The sequence below is a fragment of the Streptomyces sp. NPDC004134 genome (assembly GCF_042874195.1).
In the GTDB taxonomy this organism is placed as follows: domain Bacteria; phylum Actinomycetota; class Actinomycetes; order Streptomycetales; family Streptomycetaceae; genus Streptomyces.
In genome coordinates, this window is the sequence record NZ_JBIAMS010000007.1 from 266,640 (window position 1) to 286,235 (window position 19,596).

At 72.1% G+C, this 19,596-nt stretch carries 20 protein-coding genes; 11 read left to right on the forward strand and 9 right to left on the reverse strand.

Annotated elements, in window-relative coordinates; genetic code table 11:
- Window positions 1-3 precede the first annotated feature (3 nt).
- The 6 genes from ACFYVJ_RS12910 to ACFYVJ_RS12935 all read left to right on the forward strand — a co-directional run bounded on the left by ACFYVJ_RS12910 (window position 4) and on the right by ACFYVJ_RS12935 (window position 6,161).
- Window positions 4-1,191: an ABC transporter permease gene (locus ACFYVJ_RS12910; RefSeq protein ID WP_388889847.1), complete on the forward strand. Its 1,188-nt coding sequence runs from the start codon at window positions 4-6 to the stop codon at window positions 1,189-1,191.
- Entirely contained in the window at window positions 1,188-2,207 is a 1,020-nt protein-coding gene (locus ACFYVJ_RS12915; RefSeq protein WP_388889850.1) for a substrate-binding domain-containing protein, read from the forward strand. Before ACFYVJ_RS12910 ends, ACFYVJ_RS12915 begins: the two co-directional genes overlap by 4 nt.
- A 5-nt stretch (window positions 2,208-2,212) precedes the next feature.
- Window positions 2,213-3,697, forward strand: coding sequence for an FGGY-family carbohydrate kinase (locus tag ACFYVJ_RS12920; protein WP_388889853.1), 1,485 nt, complete (start codon window positions 2,213-2,215; stop codon window positions 3,695-3,697).
- A 151-nt stretch (window positions 3,698-3,848) separates the two neighbouring features.
- Complete coding sequence (locus ACFYVJ_RS12925; protein WP_388889856.1) at window positions 3,849-4,496, forward strand: hypothetical protein; 648 nt, start codon at window positions 3,849-3,851, stop codon at window positions 4,494-4,496.
- Window positions 4,478-5,491 carry a hypothetical protein gene (locus ACFYVJ_RS12930; protein WP_388889859.1) on the forward strand — a complete coding sequence of 338 codons (1,014 nt, stop codon included), beginning with the start codon at window positions 4,478-4,480 and terminating at the stop codon, window positions 5,489-5,491. Before ACFYVJ_RS12925 ends, ACFYVJ_RS12930 begins: the two co-directional genes overlap by 19 nt.
- 82 nt (window positions 5,492-5,573) lie before the next feature.
- The gene (locus tag ACFYVJ_RS12935) at window positions 5,574-6,161 is read left to right on the forward strand and encodes a dihydrofolate reductase family protein (RefSeq protein WP_388889861.1); all 588 of its coding nucleotides are present in this window, start codon (window positions 5,574-5,576) and stop codon (window positions 6,159-6,161) included.
- A gap of 97 nt (window positions 6,162-6,258) precedes the next feature.
- Here ACFYVJ_RS12935 and ACFYVJ_RS12940 read toward each other — a convergent pair whose 3' ends face one another.
- The 4 genes from ACFYVJ_RS12940 to ACFYVJ_RS12955 all read right to left on the reverse strand — a co-directional run bounded on the left by ACFYVJ_RS12940 (window position 6,259) and on the right by ACFYVJ_RS12955 (window position 8,897).
- Window positions 6,259-6,654 (reverse strand): peptidase inhibitor family I36 protein, encoded by a 396-nt coding sequence (locus ACFYVJ_RS12940; protein ID WP_388889864.1) that lies wholly within the window; start codon window positions 6,652-6,654, stop codon window positions 6,259-6,261.
- Window positions 6,651-7,196 (reverse strand): hypothetical protein, encoded by a 546-nt coding sequence (locus ACFYVJ_RS12945; protein WP_388889868.1) that lies wholly within the window; start codon window positions 7,194-7,196, stop codon window positions 6,651-6,653. Before ACFYVJ_RS12945 ends, ACFYVJ_RS12940 begins: the two co-directional genes overlap by 4 nt.
- Window positions 7,197-7,222: 26 nt before the next feature.
- Complete coding sequence (locus tag ACFYVJ_RS12950; RefSeq protein ID WP_101422667.1) at window positions 7,223-7,591, reverse strand: hypothetical protein; 369 nt, start codon at window positions 7,589-7,591, stop codon at window positions 7,223-7,225.
- A 91-nt stretch (window positions 7,592-7,682) separates the two neighbouring features.
- Window positions 7,683-8,897: a PP2C family protein-serine/threonine phosphatase gene (locus ACFYVJ_RS12955; RefSeq protein WP_388889870.1), complete on the reverse strand. Its 1,215-nt coding sequence runs from the start codon at window positions 8,895-8,897 to the stop codon at window positions 7,683-7,685.
- 231 nt (window positions 8,898-9,128) lie between these two features.
- Here ACFYVJ_RS12955 and ACFYVJ_RS12960 point away from each other — a divergent pair, with 231 nt between their 5' ends.
- Complete coding sequence (locus tag ACFYVJ_RS12960; protein ID WP_388889873.1) at window positions 9,129-10,211, forward strand: methyltransferase domain-containing protein; 1,083 nt, start codon at window positions 9,129-9,131, stop codon at window positions 10,209-10,211.
- 84 nt (window positions 10,212-10,295) lie between these two features.
- Here ACFYVJ_RS12960 and ACFYVJ_RS12965 read toward each other — a convergent pair whose 3' ends face one another.
- A complete protein-coding gene (locus tag ACFYVJ_RS12965) occupies window positions 10,296-12,392 on the reverse strand; it encodes a HelD family protein (protein WP_388889876.1) in 2,097 nt (698 codons plus the stop codon).
- Between the two features lie 271 nt (window positions 12,393-12,663).
- On the opposite strand from ACFYVJ_RS12965, the gene ACFYVJ_RS12970 reads away from it, so the two are divergent.
- Window positions 12,664-13,032, forward strand: a complete 369-nt coding sequence (locus ACFYVJ_RS12970) for a hypothetical protein (RefSeq protein ID WP_388889879.1) — start codon at window positions 12,664-12,666, stop codon at window positions 13,030-13,032.
- 182 nt (window positions 13,033-13,214) lie between these two features.
- Window positions 13,215-15,431: a PQQ-binding-like beta-propeller repeat protein gene (locus ACFYVJ_RS12975; protein ID WP_388889882.1), complete on the forward strand. Its 2,217-nt coding sequence runs from the start codon at window positions 13,215-13,217 to the stop codon at window positions 15,429-15,431.
- Window positions 15,432-15,452: 21 nt separating this feature from the next.
- Here ACFYVJ_RS12975 and ACFYVJ_RS12980 read toward each other — a convergent pair whose 3' ends face one another.
- From ACFYVJ_RS12980 to ACFYVJ_RS12990, 3 genes are all read right to left on the reverse strand, one after another.
- Window positions 15,453-15,986, reverse strand: a complete 534-nt coding sequence (locus ACFYVJ_RS12980) for a GNAT family N-acetyltransferase (RefSeq protein ID WP_388889885.1) — start codon at window positions 15,984-15,986, stop codon at window positions 15,453-15,455.
- A 79-nt stretch (window positions 15,987-16,065) separates the two neighbouring features.
- Window positions 16,066-16,317: a DUF397 domain-containing protein gene (locus ACFYVJ_RS12985; RefSeq protein ID WP_388889887.1), complete on the reverse strand. Its 252-nt coding sequence runs from the start codon at window positions 16,315-16,317 to the stop codon at window positions 16,066-16,068.
- Window positions 16,298-17,149 (reverse strand): Scr1 family TA system antitoxin-like transcriptional regulator, encoded by an 852-nt coding sequence (locus tag ACFYVJ_RS12990; protein ID WP_388889889.1) that lies wholly within the window; start codon window positions 17,147-17,149, stop codon window positions 16,298-16,300. The genes ACFYVJ_RS12985 and ACFYVJ_RS12990 overlap by 20 nt, the downstream gene beginning before the upstream one ends.
- Before the next feature lie 153 nt (window positions 17,150-17,302).
- Between ACFYVJ_RS12990 and ACFYVJ_RS12995 the strand changes: the two genes are divergently transcribed.
- Both ACFYVJ_RS12995 and ACFYVJ_RS13000 read left to right on the forward strand, forming a co-directional pair.
- Window positions 17,303-17,800, forward strand: coding sequence for an ATP-binding protein (locus tag ACFYVJ_RS12995; protein ID WP_388889892.1), 498 nt, complete (start codon window positions 17,303-17,305; stop codon window positions 17,798-17,800).
- 93 nt (window positions 17,801-17,893) lie between these two features.
- Window positions 17,894-18,097, forward strand: coding sequence for a hypothetical protein (locus ACFYVJ_RS13000; RefSeq protein ID WP_388889895.1), 204 nt, complete (start codon window positions 17,894-17,896; stop codon window positions 18,095-18,097).
- Between the two features lie 71 nt (window positions 18,098-18,168).
- On the opposite strand, the gene ACFYVJ_RS13005 is transcribed toward ACFYVJ_RS13000, so the two are convergent.
- A complete protein-coding gene (locus ACFYVJ_RS13005; protein ID WP_388889898.1) occupies window positions 18,169-18,621 on the reverse strand; it encodes an NUDIX domain-containing protein in 453 nt (150 codons plus the stop codon).
- Between the last annotated feature and the right edge of the window lie 975 nt (window positions 18,622-19,596).

Sequence of the window (19,596 nt, forward strand, 5' to 3'; positions counted from 1 at the left end):
GAGATGACCAAGACCCAGCCGGACGCGGCGACCGCGGGCGACGGCGGACCGGACGGCGCCGCGTCGCGGGCCCGGCGGATCCTGCCGGTGCTCGGCTCGCTGCAGGCGTACATCGGCCTGATCCTCATCGTCGCCCTCGGCGTGATCACCAAGGGCGACGTCTTCCTCAACCAGACCAACCTGACCAACGCGGTGGGCGCGTTCGCCACCCGCGGCATCCTCGCGGTCGGGGTCACGCTGGTCATCCTGGCGGCGGGCATCGACCTGTCGGTCGGCTCGCTGATGGGCTTCGCCTCGATGTCCGCGGCCATCATGGTGGCGCACCACGACATGCCCGTCTGGCTGATCGTGCCCGCGTGCATGCTCATCGGTGCGGGCTTCGGCCTCGCCAACGGCATCGGCACTGCCTGGCTGAAGATCCAATCGTTTGTCATGACTCTGGCGATGATGTCGATCGCCAGAGGGCTCGACCGCAAGATGAGCGACAACGAGTCCGTCGGCACCCTCGTCGCCGGCCCCGACGGCGAACTCACCGAGAACTCGGAGTCGTTCCAGAAGCTCGGCACCCCCGACAACAACGTCCTCGAAGGCATCCTCGGCCCGGACGGCATCTACTTCCCCGTCCTCGCCTTCCTCATGGTCTGCGTCGTCTTCCACCTGCTGCTGTCCCGCACCACCTTCGGCCGGCACGTCTACGCCGTCGGCGGCAACCCCACCGCCGCCCGGCTCTCCGGCATCAACGTCACCTTCGTGATCATCGCCGTCTTCACCCTCTCCGGGATGCTCGCCGGCTTCGCGGGCCCCATCGACGCGGCGTACAGCGTCTCCGCCGACCCGCAGGCCGGCTACACGTACGAACTCGACGCCATCGCCGCCGCCGTCATCGGCGGCGCCTCGCTCGCCGGCGGCAAGGGCACGATCATCGGCACCTTCGTCGGCGCGCTGATCCTCACCCTGCTCGACAACGTCCTCGGCCTGAACGCCGTGGACGACAACTGGCAGTTGGTCATCAAGGGCTCGATCGTCGTCCTTGCGGTCGTGCTGCAACGCCCCGACCTGCTGCAGAGCATCAAGAACGGTATCGACAGGCTACGCGGCGGCCGATCCCGCACGGGACCGGGCCGCACCCCCGCCAAGGCCCAGGTCCCCGGCCAGTCCCCGGCCCCCGCCTCAGAGGAGACCCCACGTTGACCAGCACCCGCACCAGCACCCGCACCCTCCGCCGCGCGCTCACCGCCGCCACCGCCGTGCTCGCCGCCACCGCCCTGGCCGCCGGCTGCGCCTCCAAGACCGAGGAGGGCGGAGGCGGCGGCGAGAAGGGCGCGGGCGACGAGTTCGTCATCGGCTACTCGCAGGCCAACAACGCCGAGCCGTACCGCGCCCAGCTCAACAAGCAACTGGAGCACTACGTCAAGGACCACCCGGACCTCAAGCTGCTGCCGATCGCCGACGCCCAGCAGGACAACGCGCAGCAGGTCAGCCAGATCCAGCAGTTCGTCCAGCAGAAGGTCGACATCCTCATCGTCTCGCCGAACGAGCCCGCCCCCGTCACCCCCGCCGTCGAGCAGGCGTGCGCCGCCGGCATCCCCGTGATCATCCTGGACCGCACCGTCGACACCGAGTGCTACACCTCCTTCATCGGCGGCGACAACCGCGAGATCGGCAAGAAGGCCGGCGAAGCCGTCGTCCGCGAACTGCCGGACGGCGGCAACGTCGCCGAGCTGCGCGGCCTGCTCTCCACCGAGCCGCAGAAGCAGCGCCACGACGGCTTCATGGAGGCCATCGGGGCGAACCCCGACATCAAGGTCGTCGAGGAGCGCGAGGGCAAGTGGCTCCAGCCCGAGGGCACGAAGATCATGCAGCAGTGGCTCGCCCGCGGCACCGACATCGACCTCGTCTACGCCCACAACGACCCCATGGCCATCGGCGCCCAGCAGGCGGCGAAGGCCGCGGGCAAGGACGAGATCACGTTCATCGGCATCGACGGCCTCGCCATCCCGGACGGCGGCATCCGCGCGGTCCAGCAGGAGCGGATGGCGTACACCTACCTGTACCCGACCGGGGCGGAGGAGGCCGCGCAGACCGCGGCCGACATCGCCGCGGGCAAGAAGGTGGAGAAGAAGCAGACCCTCGGCACGGTGGAGATCACCAAGGCCAACGCCGAGGACGTCTACGCCAAGTACGACATGAACGGGAAGGTCGACTGACACCCATGGGGCTCCTCCTCGGCATCGACATCGGCACCTCGTCGTCCAAGGGCGTGCTGGTCCGCGGCGACGGCACGCTCGTCGCCCAGGCCGTACGCGAACACGCCACCTCCACCCCGCGGCCCGGGTGGGTCGAGCACGATGCCGAGGAGGTGTGGTGGGCGGACTTCACCGCGCTGGCGGCGGAGCTGACCACCGCGGCAGGGGAGGGGATCGATGCCGTCGGCGTCAGCGGGATCGGGCCCTGCCTGCTGCCCGTCGACGCCGCCGGCACCCCGCTGCGGCCCGCGATCCTCTACGGGGTCGACACCCGGGCCGGCGCCGAGATCGAGGCGCAGGCCGCCAGGTACGGCGCGGAGGCGGTCATCGCGCAGTGCGGCTCGCCGCTGACCAGCCAGGCCGTGGGGCCGAAGCTGGAGTGGCTGCGCCGGCACGAGCCGGACGTGTACGCCCGTACCCGCCGCTGGTACATGGCCAGTTCGCTGCTGGCGCACCGGCTCACCGGCGCGTACGTCCTGGACCACCACTCCGCGAGCCAGTGCACGCCGCTGTACGACCTGCGCGAGCGGCGCTGGATCGCCGGGCGGTGCGAGGAGATCGCGCCGGGTCTCGACTGGCCCGAACTCGTGTGGCCCGCCGACGTCGTCGGCGAGGTCACCCCGGCCGCCGCTGCCGCCACGGGCCTGCCCGCCGGGATCCCCGTCGTCGCCGGCACGGTCGACGCCTGGGCGGAGTCCACGGCGGTCGGCGCCACCGGCGCGGGCGACCTGATGCTCATGTACGGCACGACCATGTTCCTGGTCAACGTCGTCGAGCAGCCGGTGTCCAGCCCGAAGCTGTGGGGCACGGCGGGCGCCTTCGCCGGTACGTACTGCCTCGCCGCCGGCATGGCCACCTCCGGCGCCGTCACCGGCTGGCTGCGCGACCTCACCGGCTCCGACTACGCCACCCTCGTCGCCGAGGCCGCCGCCGTCCCGCCGGGCGCGGAAGGGCTGCTGATGCTCCCGTACTTCGCGGGCGAACGCACCCCGCTCTTCGACCCCGACGCCCGCGGCCTCGTCCACGGCCTCACCCTGCGCCACACCCGCGGCCACCTCTACCGCGCCGCGCTGGAGGCCACCGCGTACGGCGTCCGCCACAACCTCGCCGCGATGACCGAGGCCGGCGGTGCACCGGCGCGCCTGGTCGCGGTCGGCGGCGGCGCGCGCGAGCTGTGGACGCAGATCGTCTCCGACGTCACCGGCAAGGAGCAGCAGATCCCCCGCCACCTGATCGGCGCGGCGTACGGTGACGCGTTCCTGGCGGCCGTCGGCGCCGGCATGGCCGCCCCGGCGGACATCGCCGCCTGGAACCCGGTCGAGTCGACCGTCACCCCCGACCCTGCCGCGGGTGCGGTCTACGAAGACCTCTATGGTCACTACCTCGACCTCTACCCGGCGACGAAGGACGTCGCCCACGCGCTGGCCGCCCGCCAGCACGCGGATGCCTGACTCGTACGGGTTGGCCGCATCTATCACGCGTCTGTGACCGCATGGTTGCTTTCCTGCCATCGAAGACGCCACCCGCCTTCGCTAATCTCGTTGAGGCACAACGGGGGCAGGTGGCTCCCCTCCCAGACGTGACGGAGGGAATGACCGCACCATGAAAGCGCGTAGAGCAGGTACGGGGGCGGTGGCAGCGGCGCTGGGGGCCGTGCTGCTGCTGGCCGGCTGCGGTGACGACGGGGGTCCCTCGTCCGGCGACAAGATCGAGGGCGCGAAGCCGAGCGACCTGGAGCCGTCCGGGGATCCGGCCGAAAAGGAGCCCGGCGCTCCGGAGTTCGACCTCCCGGACGACGTGCAGGTCGAGATCGCCGAGGACGCGACGGGGGACGAGCAGAAGGACGCGATCCTGCGGGACCACGGCTACGCGCTGATGGCCCAGCAGGAGGCGTACGCCGCGACCGAGGCGACGCCGAACTTCACGCAGTACTGGGCCGGGGAGGCCGCCGCGACGTTCGCGGCCGACTTCGCCGGGTACCGCAAGGACGGCGTCACCATCACCGGGCTCGACGTCTTCTACTTCCGCGAGGTCACCTCGCTGAAGGACGGCCGCGCGGTCGTCGCGTACTGCGAGGACCAGAGCAAGGCGTATCTGAAGAATGCCGAGACCGGGAAGGTCGACAAGACCCCGACCACGCTGAACTCCTACATCGACGCGCGCGCCACGATGGAGAAGAGCGGGGACGGCTGGCAGGTCGTGGACTACCAGGCAACCAGGGGGAGCAAGGAATGTCGCGACGAAGCCTGACACCACACGGGACGCGCGGCGGCAGCCGCGCACGCACCACCGCCACGGTCGCCGCGCTGGCCTGCGGGCTGCTGCTCGCCTCGGCCGGCGGGGCGGCGGCCGACCGCGGCACGGGGACGACGGACACGGGCGGCAGCGGTTCGAGCGGGGGCGACGGGATCTCCGCCGTCGTATACGCCTACCACAGCCCGGAAGGCGGCCAGCCGATGACCAGCTCGACGGGCAACTGGTCGCCGCCGGTGTGCTGGTTCGAGCCCCGGTACACCAACGACGCGCTGGCCAAGCACAACGAGGAGATGGAAGACAAGGGTCCGCTGGAGGGCATCGACCACGACACCGCGGAGAACCGCAAAGAGGAGACCGACGCCCACAAGGACAAGGACGGCATGTGGTGGGAGCGCACACCCGTCATGTCGCCGCGCTCCTGCGAGATCGGCGAGCTGTGGATCTGGGTGGACCGCGGCGACCCCGACCCGCCGGCCGACGCCGTCGACCCGGAGATCCTCGCGGGGCTCGCGTACGACAGGACGAAGCTCCCGGCGCCGCCGGTCGACCTGAAGCCGAACGAGGACCGCAACGTGGTGAACCTGCCCACGAAGATCGAGTTCAGCCAGCCGCTGGACCGCGTGTGGACGACGGCGAGCCTCGCCAACGAGCAGGCGGGCATCAACATCGCGGCCACCACCGTCGCCGAGCCGGTCTCGCTGCGCATCGACGCGGGCACGGAGTACGCCGAGCCGTCCTCCTGCACGTACGACCTGGTGAAGGCGGACGGCGGCTACCAGGTCAACAGTGACGGTTCCGGCTGCAACATCACGTACCGCAAGTCCTCGGGCGAGGGTGCGTACTCCATGGAGGCGCAGATCGTCTGGGACGTCACCTGGAACCCGACCGCGAGCCCGGACGGGGCGCCGCGGAACGGCGACCTGCCCGACGGGCTGTCCGTGTCCGAGCAGGAAGTGACCGTGAAGGAGATCCAGACGGTCGTCCGCTGACCTCGCTGTTTATGCTCGTCACGCGCCCCCGGCCGGAGAGGCCGGGGGCGCCGTCATCTTCTGCCGAACAAAGGACACCGCGTTGCGCAAGCTCGTCTACTACATCGCCACCACCCTCGACGGCTTCATCGCGGGCCCGGACGGCGCCGACCCGACGGGACCCGGCGGCTTCTGGCCGCTGCCCGCGGACTACGTGCAGTACCTCGCCGCCAACTACCCCGAGACGCTGCCCTTCATGGCCCGCGAGGCGCTGGGCGTCACGGCGGAGGGCAGCAGCTTCGACACGGTGCTGGAGGGGCGCAAGTCGTACGAGATCGGGCTGGCGGCCGGCGTGCCCGACGCCTACCCGCACCTGCGCCACCTGGTCTTCTCCACGACGCTGGGGGAGAGCCCGGCCGAGGCGGTCGAGGTGGTCGCCGGGGACCCGGTCGCGAGGGTGGCGGAGCTGAAGCAGGAGGACGGCAAGGACATCTGGCTGATCGGCGGCGGCGCGCTGGCGGGTGCGCTGTACGGGGAGATCGACCGGCTGATCGTCAAGCTGGCGCCGGTGACGACGGGCGCGGGGATCCCGCTGTTCGGCCGTGAGGCGGCGTTCGACCCGCGGGTGTGGACGCTGACGGGGCACGAGGCGATGGAGAGCGGCGCGTTGTTCCTGACCTACGACCGGTGAGCGACACGCACCAGGGGGAGGTGCGCGGGTACGGCGGGGGCGGCAGCGGCGTGCGTCGTGGGGGAACGCGCGCCGCTGCCCCTTGGGCCGGCCGGACTCAGCAGCTCATGGCCCAGGTGTGGGAGTCGCCGCGGTCGTTGGCGACGCCGTTGTAGCCGACCTCCTGACCCGGTGTGAGGCAGATGGTGGCGGCGCCGCCCTGCCAGGCGTCCTCGTAGACGATCACGTGGTCCTTGACGCCGGGCCCGGAGATGCCGTGGTTGGCCCAGGACGAGTCGCTGTCGGCGATCCACGACTCCCACCAGCCGTCGTCGCCTGACCAGTTGGCGCGCTGGCCGTCGAAGTTCGCGTGCTCCCAGGTGCAGAACTCGCCGCTCGGGCAGTCCGCCGCGGTGGCCACGGCCCCGGAGGCGAACGCGCCCCCGACGGCCAGGAGCGCGGCGGCCAGCAGCGCGAAGGGCCTGCGCTTCGTCTTCGTCTTCTTCTGCGTCATGAGGGTGACTTCTCCTTGTCGAGCAGGGTGGTGGCACGCTCCACGGCGTGGGCGCGCAGGCGGTCGTGCGCGGTGACGTCCGCGCGGTGGTCGGCACGGACCGCGGCCAGGCTGCGGTCCTCGTAGGCGGCGATGGACTTGAGGTTGTTCACGACGGTGGAGGCGTGGAACCAGCCCTCCTGATCCCCGTACAGCGCGCGCTGCGCCCCGGCGAGACATCCGTCGGTGTGCGCCCGCACGACGTACCCGGTGGGCAGCTCCTCCGCCAACTCGGTCTCACCCGCCCCGAAGAGCGCGTCGGCCACCTCCCGCTGCTCGCGCTCCCCACCGGGCGGGCGCCCGGGCCGGGGCGGGGTGAGCCCCTGCCGGACGAGACACCGGTCGGTGAGCAACTGCTGCGCGGCGCGTACGGAGTCGTCGTCGCCGAGCGGCGGCGTGGCGGGCGGGGAGGCGCAGCCGGCCACGGCGAGGACGGCGAGGACGGCGCCGAGAACCGCACCGAGTGCCGCGCCGCGAAGGCCGGGACGAGGACGGGAGGGCATGACCTGGTGTGTGCCGCCGGTGGGACTCAGCCGGGCTGGCAGTCGGCGGGCCGGGAGCTGTCCACCCCGTCGATCTTGTTGCCCCAGTCCCAGTTGTCGTCCAGCTCGTACGCCCGGATCTCGCGGAACACGCACCCGTGCCGCGTCCAGTCGATGGCCCACACGCTGCCGTTGTAGTCGGACCGGAACGAGTACGCGTTGTCGTGCAGGTTCCGGGGCAGGTCGGCGTATCCGCCGGGCCGGTAACACCACCCCTCGCCCATCTGCCCCGGCCGGGTCCAGAAGCAGACCTCGCCCGGCCCGGCGGCACCCGGCGCGGCCCCGCTGGGGACGGCGGCGACGGCCAGGGTCGCGACGGCGGTGAGGACGGCGAAGAGAAAGGCGCGCAGGCGCATGATGAAGAACCCCCGAAAGTTACGGACTGTGGAGAGATCGTAACTCTAAGTGTCGGGAGATGGGAAGGGTGAAGTCACCCGAACGGCCCGGCTACAGGCGTACGACCACGAGGGCGGTGTCGTCGGTGAGGCCGGCCGGGGGGATGAGGTCGGTCAGCAGGGCGTCGGCGAGTTGCTCGGGATCCGCGGCGCCGTGGCGGGTGATCGAATGGGCGAGCCGGGACAGGCTGACGTCGATGTCCTCGTCCCGGCGCTCGACCAGACCGTCGGTGTACAGGACGAGGACGCAGCCCTTGGTGAACGCCGTGCGGGCCTCGGGGCGTTCTGCGCGCTCCAGGCTCACGCCCAGGGGCGGATCGGTGGCCTGGTCGAGGTAGACGACGGTGCCGTCCGGATGCCAGAGCACCGGGGGGAGGTGGCCGGCGCTGCTGTAGGTGAGGGAGCGGCCGGCCCAGTCGATGAACACGCAGGCGGCCGTGCCGGTGGCCGACTCGTCGTCGACGGACCGGGCGTACCGGCCGAGGACTTCCAGGGCCTGGGCGGGTCCGTCCGCGACGAGCGAGGCGGCGGAGAGCGCGCTGCGGAGCTGGCCCATGACACCTGCCGCCCGCAGCCCGTGGCCGACCACGTCGCCGACGGCGACGACGGTGCGTTCGCCACCGGGCTTGTCGACGATGTCGTACCAGTCGCCGCAGACGTTCAGGGACGCGACCGCGGGCCGGTAGCGCACCGCCGCCCGGTGGTGGCCGAGCGGGCTGGGCGCGGGCAGCATCGCTTCCTGAAGCTGGAGCGCGACCTCGCGTTCGCGGGCGTGGGCCAGGCGCAGGGCCTCGTTGACCTCCTGCAGCTCCCGGGCCCTGGTGTAGAGGTCGGCCTCCAGCACCTGTGTGCGATCCGCGCCACCGCGGGCGCGGATGAGTTCGGTGACCTCCTCGACCCGGTGCAGCAGCAGGGCCACGGTCCCGTCCGGCGCGAAGACGGGGACGTTCACCGGGCTCCAGTACCGCTCCTCCCACACCCCGGGCCGGTCGGGGGACTCCACGTCGTAGCGCTGGAGGGCCATGGCGTCGCGCTGCCCGGTGGCCGCGACCCGGCGCAGGGAGGCGGACAGGTTGCGCGTGCCGCTCGCCTCGGGGTCGTCGGGGTTGTCGGGAAAGACGTCGAACACATAGCGGCCGATCACCTGCCTGCGGGTCCGCCCTGACGTCGACCAGTACGCATCGTTGGCGTCCAGGTAGACCAGGTCCGTGGTGAACAGCGCCACCGCCGTCGGCATGGCGTGGAAGACGGCCTCGTAGTCGATCACGGGTCCGCTCTCCGTCCGTTGCCCGCGCCACGTAGGTCCCGGTCGCGTATCTCTTCACGGTATGGACGGAAGGGGGGATGCGCACGTCGTGTTCGGCCGGCCGGGGGGTCGTCGGCCGTCGTGCGGTGTGCTTCGCGCGCGGGCAGGGCGGCGCGCGGGCAGGGTCGGGAAGCGGATGGGGCTCTGCCGGCCGCCGCCGCACCCGCCGACTGAAGACGAGGAACGAACGACATGGCCCCGGAGCCGACGGAAGCGCTGCGCGCGGAGTTCGCCGCCACCCTCGGGGGCGGGGGCCCGAGCCCCTGGCGCGCGGCCTTCGCAGCCGTGCCGCGGCACGTCTTCGTCCCGGAGTTCTACGGACAGAACGCGCGCGGCGAGTGGTACCGCGTCACGGAATCGGACGACGAGTACCTGCCCACCGTCTACTCGGACACCGCCCTGATGACCCAGCTCGACGCCCGCGGCGTCCCCACGTCGTCCTCCAGCGAACCGGGCCTCATGCTGACGATGCTCGACGCCCTGGACGCGGAACCGGGCGCCACGGTCTTCGAACTGGGCACCGGCACGGGTTACAACGCGGCGCTCCTGGCCCACAGACTCGGCGCCGAGAACGTGACCAGTGTGGACGTGGACCCCGACCTGGTGGCGCTGGCCGCCCGCCGGCTCCGCGAGGCCGGCGCGGCCCCCTTCGTCACCACCGCAGACGGAGCCCTCGGCTACCCGCCCCGCGCTCCCTACACCCGCTTCATCGCCACCGCCGCACTCCGCTCCGTACCGCGGGCACTGGTCGAACAGGCGGCGGACGGCGCCGTGATCGTCGCCCCGATCGGCTTCGGGCTGATCCGCGCGACGGTCACCGCCCCCGGCCACGCGGAGGGCCGCTTCCTCCCGACCCCCGCACTCTTCATGCCCGTCCGCGTCCCCCCGGGCAGCGGCCCGGACCTGACGGGCGTACGGGACCGGCCCCCGGAGCCCACGTCGCTACGGGTGGGCGACGTGCTGGCCGGCCGCTGGACGTTCCCGCTGTCCCTCGCCCTGCCCGGCTACAACGCCGTCGCGTGGCGGGCGGACGACGGCGCGGTGTCCGGCATGTGCCTGTGGACGGAGGACGGTTCGACGGTCCTGGCGCAGGCGGACGGCCAGGTCCGGCAGTCGGGGCCGCGGCGGCTGTGGGACACCGTCGAAGAAGTCGCGTCCCTGTTCCCGGGCGGACTGCCGGCCCGGGAGGACTTCGGCCTCACGGTCACGCCGGGCGGCCAGCGATTCTGGTACGGCACCCCGGAGGGCGCGTCCTGGCCGCTGCCGGCCGGGTAACCGAGCGCGGCTGGTCCCGGCTGGTCCCGGCTGGTCCGGGCTGGTCCCGGCGGAGCCGCCCGCTGTCCGTGCGCTACGGCGCCGTCACGCCGCCAGCTCCGCCGGCAGCGGCTCCGCGTGCAGCACCGTCAGCCCCGACACCGCCCGCGTCAGGCAGACGTACAGCCGCCGCAGTCCCGTCCGCACGTCCGGCTCCGCCGCGACGATCGCCGCCGGGTCGTCCAGTACGACGTAGTCGTACTCCAGGCCCTTCGCCAGCGACGCCGGCACCAGCGTCAGCCGCGCCTCCGACGTCGTCTCCTCACCCGGCGACAGGAACGGCAGCCCCGCCGCCGCCAGCGCCGCCCCCAGCGCCGCCGCCCGCCCGTCCGCCGCGATCAGCCCCACCGAGCCCTCCCGGCTCCGCAGCACCGACCCGCACGCCTCCGCCACCGAGCCGTCCAGCGCCGCCCGCGGCATGGCCCGTACCGCCAGGTCCCCCGCCGATTCGCGGATCGACGTCGCCTCCGCCAGCCCCGGCGCGATCGACGGCAGCAGCCGCGACGCGTACGCGATGACCTCCCGCGGCACCCGGAAGCCCTGCGTCAGCTCCTCCACCGCCGCGTCCGGCTTCCCGAGGTGCGCGAGAGCGACCGCCCAGCTCTCCGTCGCCCACGGCGTCGTCCCCTGCGCGATGTCTCCCAGGACGGTCGCAGAACCGGTCGAACACCGCCGCCCCACCGCCCGGTACTGCATCGGCGACAGGTCCTGCGCCTCGTCCAGCACCACGTGCCCCAGCGACGGTGTCCGCTCCACCACGTCCCGCGCCTCGTCGATCAGCACCGCGTCCGCCGCCGACCACCGCGCCGACCGCACGCCCCGCGGCGCCTTCTCCCACAGCAGCAGCCGCTGCTCGTCCGCGTCGAGAACCCCTTCTGCGTGCGCGGCGAGGAAGCCGGCGTCCGACAGCAGCCGCAGCACCAGCTTCACCGGGTCCACCGCCGGCCAGATCCCCTTCACCGCCGCCTTGACCGCCGCGTTCCGCGCCACCGCGTCCTGCACCCGGTCGTCCGGCGCCTCCCCGGCCCGCTCCATCCGGACGAGCACCGCGTGCGCGATCCGCTGCGGCAGCGCCTCCCGCGCCGAGTTGTAGCGGATGTCCCGCGCGAGCAGCTCCCGTACCAGCTCCTCCACTTCGTACGCGGGCACCCGCCACCGCCGCGACCCGCGCACCACCACGACCGGCTCCACCGGCATCGTCACCCCGGCCCGCACCGCCCGCCGCAGCACCTCCGCCATCCGCGCGTCGCCCTTGAGCCGCGCCACCGGCGCGGGATCGGCCCCCCGTACGTCCACGTGCGCCACCAGCTCCGCCACCGTCGCCTGCTTGACGTCCAGCTCACCCAGTGTCGGCAGCACCTGCTCGATGTACCGCAGGAAGGAGTCGTTCGGCCCGATCACCAGCGTCCCCGTACGCGCCAGCCGCTCCCGGTGTGCATACAGCAGGTACGCAACCCGGTGCAGCCCCACCGCCGTCTTCCCCGTCCCCGGTGCCCCCTGTACGCAGACGGTTCCGCCGATCTCCGCCCGGACGATCTCGTCCTGCTCGGGCTGGATCGTCGCCACGATGTCCCGCATCGGCCCGACGCGCGGGCGCTCGATCTCCCGCTGGAGGAGGGCGCTCGACTTCGCCGCCTCGGCGGGGTCGGTCAGATGCTCGTCCTCGTACGCCGTGATCTCCCCGCGGTCGTACCCGAACCGGCGGCGGAGGGAGACGTCCATGGGGTCCTTCTTCGACGCCCGGTAGAACGGCTGCGAGACCGGCGCCCGCCAGTCGATCACCATCGGGTCCCCGTCGGCGTCGTGCACGTGCCGCCGCCCGATGTAGAAGTTCTCCCCGGGGTCCCCTTCGGCCATCTCCGCGCCGGGGGCGTGGGAGTAGTCGAGCCGCCCGAAGAAGAGCGGGGTGTCGGCCAGGTCGGCGAGGGCCTTGATCCGCAGGTCGATCTCGGACTGGAGCACCTCGGCGTTGACCCAGTTCGCGGTCACGTCGGCGATGTCCAGCGCCTCGGCATCGGCACGCATGGCACGCAGGGCGCTGCGGGACGCGGCGAGGTGGGCGCGCTCACGGAGGAGGGGGGCGGGGGGAGCGGAGGGAGCGGGGGTGGAGGGCGTGCCGGTGGTAGGGGTGGGATCGGACATGGTGGTACAAGCCTCCGGCGGCTGGCGGCCCGGTCACGGGCGTGGCGTAGGCCGCCGGTTTCCGACCGGCAGGCAGCACTCCCGGCGCGCGAAAACAGCCGGTGAGGCGGGGGCAGACGCGCGAGCATACGGGCGGGGAGGTGGGCCGGTCCAACGAATTTCTCCGCGGGGGGCGAATGGCCGGTACTGCGCTGGCGTCGGGTGGCGGGTCGCAGTTGTCTGTACGCCGACAATCGTTCAGTCCCGCTACGGACCACAAGGAGCCCGCCCCATGCGAAGAACCCGCTTATCCGCCACCCTGGCCACCCTCGCCCTCACCGCCGCCCTGGCCGGCACGGCCACGGCGACGGCCGCGCCGTCCGCGGCCGACGCCTCGGCGGCGCCTTCGTGCACCCAGGGGTACGTCTGCGTCCAGCCGGTCATCGGCTTCACCATCCGCGTGCCGGAGGGCAGCCGCCAGGACTTCGATCCGCCGGTGGCCATCGCCTCGGTGGTCAACGACACGAGCACCGGGTACTGCCTGACCGGCACCTACAACACCGGTGTCGCCCCCGGTGGCGTCTTCGAGCCGCGGCTTGCCTACTCCCTGCGCTCGCTGACCCCGTCGCCCGACGGCTACTGCCTGGCGACGGACGACTGACGCACGGCTCGGCAACCCCCTTCGGTCCCGGCATCGACGGCCACCACCGGCCGGGGCCGACCCGTCCGGGGCCGACCCGGCCGGGCCGACCCGGCCAGTGAAGGCCCCGGGCGCATCCGGTAGAACGTTGTTCGCAGCGGAAGGCGGCGGCGCCACCGGGGCGCGGTACTGAGGGGGCAGAGGTGCGGGTCATCGCCGACAGGTACGAACTGGTGGCGTTCGTGGGCCGGGGCGGCATGGGGGAGGTCTGGGAGGGCCGGGACCGGGTCATCGGGCGCCGTGTCGCGGTCAAACTGCTGCCGGACCACCAACACGGGTCCGCCGCCGACCTGTTCTTCCGCGAGGCGCGCACCGCGGGCGGCCTGAACCACCGCGGCGTCGTCACCGTCCACGACCTGGGCCGCGACCCGGGTGACGGCACGCTCTACCTCGTCATGGAGTACGTGGCCGGGCGCAACGTCGCCGTCGTGCTGCGCGAGGACGGCCCGCCGCCGCCCGCGGTGAGCGTCGAGTGGGCCGCCCAGACCACCGCCGCGCTGGCCGCCGCGCACGACGCGGGCGTGGTGCACCGGGACCTCAAGCCCGCCAACCTCATGCTCACCACCGGCGGCGAGGTGAAGATCCTCGACTTCGGCATCGCCCGCTTCATGGCCGCCACCGACAAGTCCAGCCAGGTCATGGGCACCCTCGCCTACATGCCGCCGGAGCGGTTCGCGCAGCACTCCGGCGACGCCCGCAGCGATCTGTACGCCATCGGCTGCATCCTGCACGAACTGCTCACCGGTCAGGTGCCGTTCGACGCGGGCGACCCGGTGTCGCTGATGACCGCCCATCTGACGAGGGCACCCGAGGCGCCCAGCGCGCGGCGCTCCGGCCTTCCCGCCGCCCTCGATGATCTGGTGCTGCGGCTGCTCGCGAAGGAACCGGCCGACCGCCCGCAGTCCGCGGCCTCGGTCCATGACGAACTGCGGACTCTGGACCTGGCTTCGATGCGGGCTGAGGAGCCGGGCCCGGCCCGGCCGCCGTCGGCGTCCGCCGCCACTCCCACCGCCACGCCCACGGCTCCCGGCACACCGCCGGCACCGGCCCCGGCCGATCCGCCGCCGTACGCACCGCCGGCCCCCGGGCAGCCGCCCGCGGCCCACCAGTTGCCGACGCGGACGGCCGCTCCTTCCGCACCCGGGAACCCCTCGGGCGCGGGGGGCGGTCCCGCCGCGCCGGGCCGCCGCCGTGCCCTGCTGTACGGCCTGGGCGGAGCGGTGGCGCTGGCGGCCGGCACCGGACTCGCACTCGCCCTGGCCACGGACGACGGTGACAAGCGGGCCGACGGGGGCGGCTCCGGCACCACCGGGCCGGAAGCGGACGCCGTCCCGAAGCGCAGGGTCCGTCCCTGGCGCTACGACATCACCAGCGAGCCACCGACCGTGTGCGCGGTGGCCGGCGGTGTCCTGTACGTCTCGGCCGACTTCAGGATCACCGCCCTGGACGCGCGAACCGGGAAGAAGCGCTGGGAGGGCCCCAGGTTCTCCTTCCTCCCGGACCAGCCCGCCGCCGCCGACGGGACGGTGTACGTGGGCGGCGGCGAAGAACTGTGGGCGCTGGACGCGGACGGAAAGAAGAAGTGGACCTTCCCCACCGGTGACCGGATACGCAGCAGGCCGACCGTGGCCGGCGGAATCGCCGGAATCGTCTACTGCGCGAGCCTGGACACGAACGTGTACGCCGTGCACGCGGACGGAGGCCGGAAGGCGTGGAGCTTTCCGTGCGGGGACGAGCTTCACTCCTCCCCGACGGTCGCCGACGGCACCGTGTACGTCGGCTGCGACGGGAAGGACAACACCCTCTACGCGCTGGACGCGGCCAGCGGCGACCTGAAGTGGACCTTCCCCGCGGACAAGGGCTTCCCACAGGCGCCCGTCGTGTCCGGCGGCCTGGTGTACGCGGGCGCCGGTGACGGAAAGCTCTATGCGATCCACGCCGACGGAGGCGTCGAGAAGTGGTCGGTCGAGGGGACCGCCGCAACGAACCAGACCCTCTACCTCGCGGACGACACGGTCTACGTCGCCGGTGACGACGGACGTGTCCACGCGTTCGACGCGTCGTCGGGCGACAAGAAGTGGACCAACGAGGGCATGTCGACCGTGAATCCCACGCAGCTCGCGGTGGCGGGGGGCCTCGTCTACTTCGGTGAGACCCTGAGCGACGTCGGCAGCGTCCGGGCCCTCGACATCGGTGACGGCTCCGAGCGCTGGACCGCCTCGACGCTCTCCGGGCTGTCCCCGGGCAACCGGGAGAACGGCCCGGTCACGGCGTACGACTTCGTGTACGTGACCAACGAGAAGGGCGTGGTGGCTCTCGACGCGGCCACGGGTGCGGCCCCGGACCTGGGCCCGGCCTGAGCCCGTACCGGGCCCGGTAGGTCAGGGAGCGAGCGTCTTCTGGAACCAGGCGACGTCCCAGAACCTGCCGAACTTCCTCCCGACCTCCTCGTACACGCCGACGGACCGGAACCCGAAGCGCAGGTGGAGCCGTTCCGACACCTCGTTGGGCAGCGCCACCCCGGCGAGGGCCAGGTGCACGTCCTCCTGCTCCAGCACCTCGAAGAGCGAGGTGTAGAGCAGGCTCCCGACGCCCCGCCCTACGTGCTCGGGCGCCAGATAGACGCTGGTCTCGACGGAGGTCGAGTACGCCGGTTTCGGGCGGAAGGGGCTGCTGGTCGCATAGCCGAGGATCTTGCCGCCGTCCTCCGCCACGAGCAGCCGGTGCGGACCCCGGTCCGGGTGGGATGCCAGCCACGGGCGGCGCTGATCAACGGTGAGCGGCTCGATGTCGAAGGTGATCGGCGTCTCGACGACGTAGTGGTTGTAGATGCGGGTCAGCTCTTCGAGGTCGTCCTCGATGCCCGGCCGTACCCGCGTACTCACGTCGTTTGCCCTGCTCACCCCGGTGCTCATACGGCGATCGTAATAAGCGCACGTTACGTCCCCGTTTCGCGGCATAGCGGTCCGGAGACGGAGGCAGAAGGGGGCATCGTCAGGTGGCGGGGAACTCCTCACGCTTGACGGCGGCGACGAAGGCGTCCCAGGCGGCGGGGGTGAAGGCCAGGTGGGGGCCGCCGGGGTCTTTCGAGTCGCGCACGGGGACGGTGGTGGGGGTGGTGGCCACCTCGATGCAGTCTCCGCCGTTGTCGTGGCTGTAGCTGCTCTTACGCCAGTCTGTGGCCACCTCGATGCAGTCACCGCCATTGTCGCCGCTGTAGCTGCTCTTACGCCAGGTCATGGCCATGCTGCCCGTATCCCTCCATGAACTCGCCGATCAGGGTGGCGGATTCGCGAGCCGACATGGCGTCAGCCCTGAGCACATCATAGGTCCGCAGGTGCTGCTCGAAGGCCGCTGGATTCCTGCTGAAGTGTCCATGGTCAAGTGCCTCGGCGTAGGCCCATTTTTCGTCGTCGGGGAGCGTGATCAGCGACATCGAGCCGCGCGGGCGGATGAGTTCCGGTCGGTCGGCCGGGGCCACCTGGATCTGGATGTTGGTTCGCTGACCTGCGGCGAGTAGGTGTTCGCACTGCTTGCGCATGACCCCTGGGCCGCCGACTACGTTGCGCAGGCAGCTCTCATCGATTACTGCGATGTACAACGGGCCCTGTGGCGAGAAGAACCTCTGCTGGCGGCTGAGCCTGGCTCGTACACGTTCCTCGACCTTCTCCTCATCTTCCGTGACACGTGCGAACAGCGCTTGGGCGTACAACTCGATTTGCAGCAGACCCGGCACGACTCCCTCGTGGTACGCCCGCAACGCCACGCACTCCGCGTCCATCTGCGCTCGTCGTTCGAACCAGTCCGGATGCGCGACATCCGGGTACCAGTCGACCTTCAGCCACAGCCGTGCTAACAGCCCGTTACCGCCCAGTACTTCGTCGCACTTCTCCGCGAACGTGTCCGGCGGGACGCTCGTCCCCGTCTCCACCCTCGCCACGTACGACCGGTCGCACGGGATCTGCCTCGCCAGCTCCGCCTGCGTCATACCCGCTGCCTCGCGCAGGTGTTTCAGCACGTCGCCGAACATCTCGGCCGTCGTGCCGGTCGCGCGATGGGTGGCGTTCCGTGGGGTCATGTCTGCCTCCCAGTTCAGGTCACGTCTGTCACGTGCCGGGCCTTGCTCTCGGCCACTCCGCTCCGAAAGCCTTTCACCACGCAGCGTAATCAAGCGCTACGACAATACAGCCGTAAATCCCAAAGTGTCACTGTAATTCTGGAGTTGAGGTGGATGGCCGAGCATGGAGCGTGCGGTTCGGAGGGGATGTCGCGCGAGTGGTCGATGGGGTACGTGATGGGTTACCGGTCCGTGCCGCTCGTGCGGGTGCACGTGCGGCGGCAGTTGGCGCTGTGGCGGTGGGGCGGGGACGCGCAGGACGCGGCGCTCGTGGTGTCGGAGTTGGTGACGAACGCGATCCAGTACGGGCGGCAGGTCGGGCGCCGGGTGTGGGTGCGGCTGGCCGTACGGGAGGACGGGTCGCTGGTGATCGACGTATCGGACCCGCAGACGACGCAGCCGCCGCGGGTGCCGGATGCGTCGCCGCCGGGTCCTGAGGACGAGCGTGGGAGGGGGCTGTTCCTGGCGCGGGGGCTGGGGGCGGAGCTGTCGTGGTTCCCGCGCGAATTCGCCGGCAAGACCGTACGGGCGACGCTGGAGCCGGCGCGGGTTCCGCGGCCGCCGCAGGAGACGTGGGACGAGGAAGTCGGGGGAACCCTGAGACTTCCGTAGGGGTGCGGCTGGCCCTTGGGTCGTAGATCCGGGGCGGTGGGGTTCCGCCCGCGGGCCGAGGTTTTCGCAGGTGATCCGCGGCACGCTGGAAACATGAGCAGCGCTTCCATCGCCCCGCCGCGCGGGGCAGCAGACAGCCGGCGGGCCACCGACGCCCCGCAGCCCGACAGCCCGCACATCGCGACGGTGGCCGCGCGTGCGACGAGGAACCACCTGCACACGGCGTGGCGCGCGGTCGCGGCCTTCGGCGGTGCGGTGGTGTCGGTGGTCGTCCTGGGGGAGTACGCGGACCGCTGACGGGGACCCCGGTCAGAGGCATGAATCGGCCGGAGATTCGGGCCGGGGTGAGCGGTACAGCCGGTGTGATCTCACAGCGGCTGGGCGGGACCCAGGGCTGCCGCCGCCCGTCGAATGTTCTGCACGGTCCAGGGCGGGCAGTCCGCGATGGCCTCGACTTCCGGCTGCGTACGCCACAGGACCTCGGATACCTCGGCCGGTGCGGCGGGGTGGGGGGCTGCGTTCTCGGGGAGGTGGGCGGCGAAGAGGACGTTCACGACGGGGTTGCCGGTGTCGGAGACGAAGAAGGTGCTCTCGGCGTAGTGGAGCGGAACGCCGGTGAGATCGACGCCGACCTCTTCGGCTGTCTCGCGCCGGGCGGTGGCTTCGAGGACGTCGTCACTGTCGGATGGGCCGGCGGCCGCCTCTACTTTGCCGCCGGGGACGGCGAGGGTCCCGCCGGCGTGGCCCAGGTCGGGGTGGCGGACGATCAACAGCCACTGATCATGGCGCCGTAGGGCGACACAGACGTTGACGACGTACACGGAAGACCTCCAGGGGCGGGCAGCCGGAACGACCCGGCGGCCCAGGGCGCGAGAGCAAGGATCTCAACGCCGGGGCGCCACCGGACCTACCCCGGCCCTGTCGCCTTCTGAACCCGCGCTGCCGGGCTCCACACACCCGGCGCCCGCGCCTCTGGGCCCCGGCGCGCCCGGTGTCCGCGTTCCCGCGTCTCGGCACACCCGGCATGCGCGCCCCTGCGTTCCGGCACACCCGGTGTGCGTGTCCCCGCGTCTCGGCGCACCCGGTGTGCGCGCCTCTGGGCCTTGGCACACCTGGTGTCCGTGTCCCGGCGTCTCGGTGCACCCGGCGTGCGCGTTCCCGCTGGCGCACCCCCCCCGGTGTCGGCGTCCCCGCCTCTCGGCACACGCGGCCTACGCTCCGCGTCTCGGCGCCCCGTGTCCGCGTTCCCGGCGTCCTCGCGTCTCGGTGCACCCGGCGTCCGAGGCTCTGGGTCTCGGCACACCCGGTGTCCGTGTCCCGGCGTCTCGGTGCACCCGGCGTGCGTGTCCCCGCGTCTCGGTACACCCGGCGTGCGCGCCCCTGCGTCTCGGCGCACCCGGCCTCCGCGTCCCGCGTCTCGGCACCCCGTATGCGCGTCCCCCCGCGTCTCAGCACCCCGCGTCCGCGTCCCCGCGTCTTAGTACACCCGGCGTCCGCGCAGCGAGTCCGCGAGACACCGCAGTCCGGGGGGGCCGGCACCGGGAATACCCGCCCGAGCGAGCACCCCGAGGGCGCTCGATTCCCCCCCCATCTCCGGCACGTCATCTCCCCTCACGCCCGCCCAAGGGTATGCGCCTGCTCTGACAGCGCGGGGGGTAGCAGGGCGTTGAGCTGGTACGTCCTGTCTGTGGGGGCCGGGTGCGGGGGTACGGTGCCGGGCGCGCGGTGGTGCGTGGGGTGGGCCGGTGTACGGGGTGGCGGCGAAGGGAGTAGGGCGTCGTTGGGGCTCCCCCCGG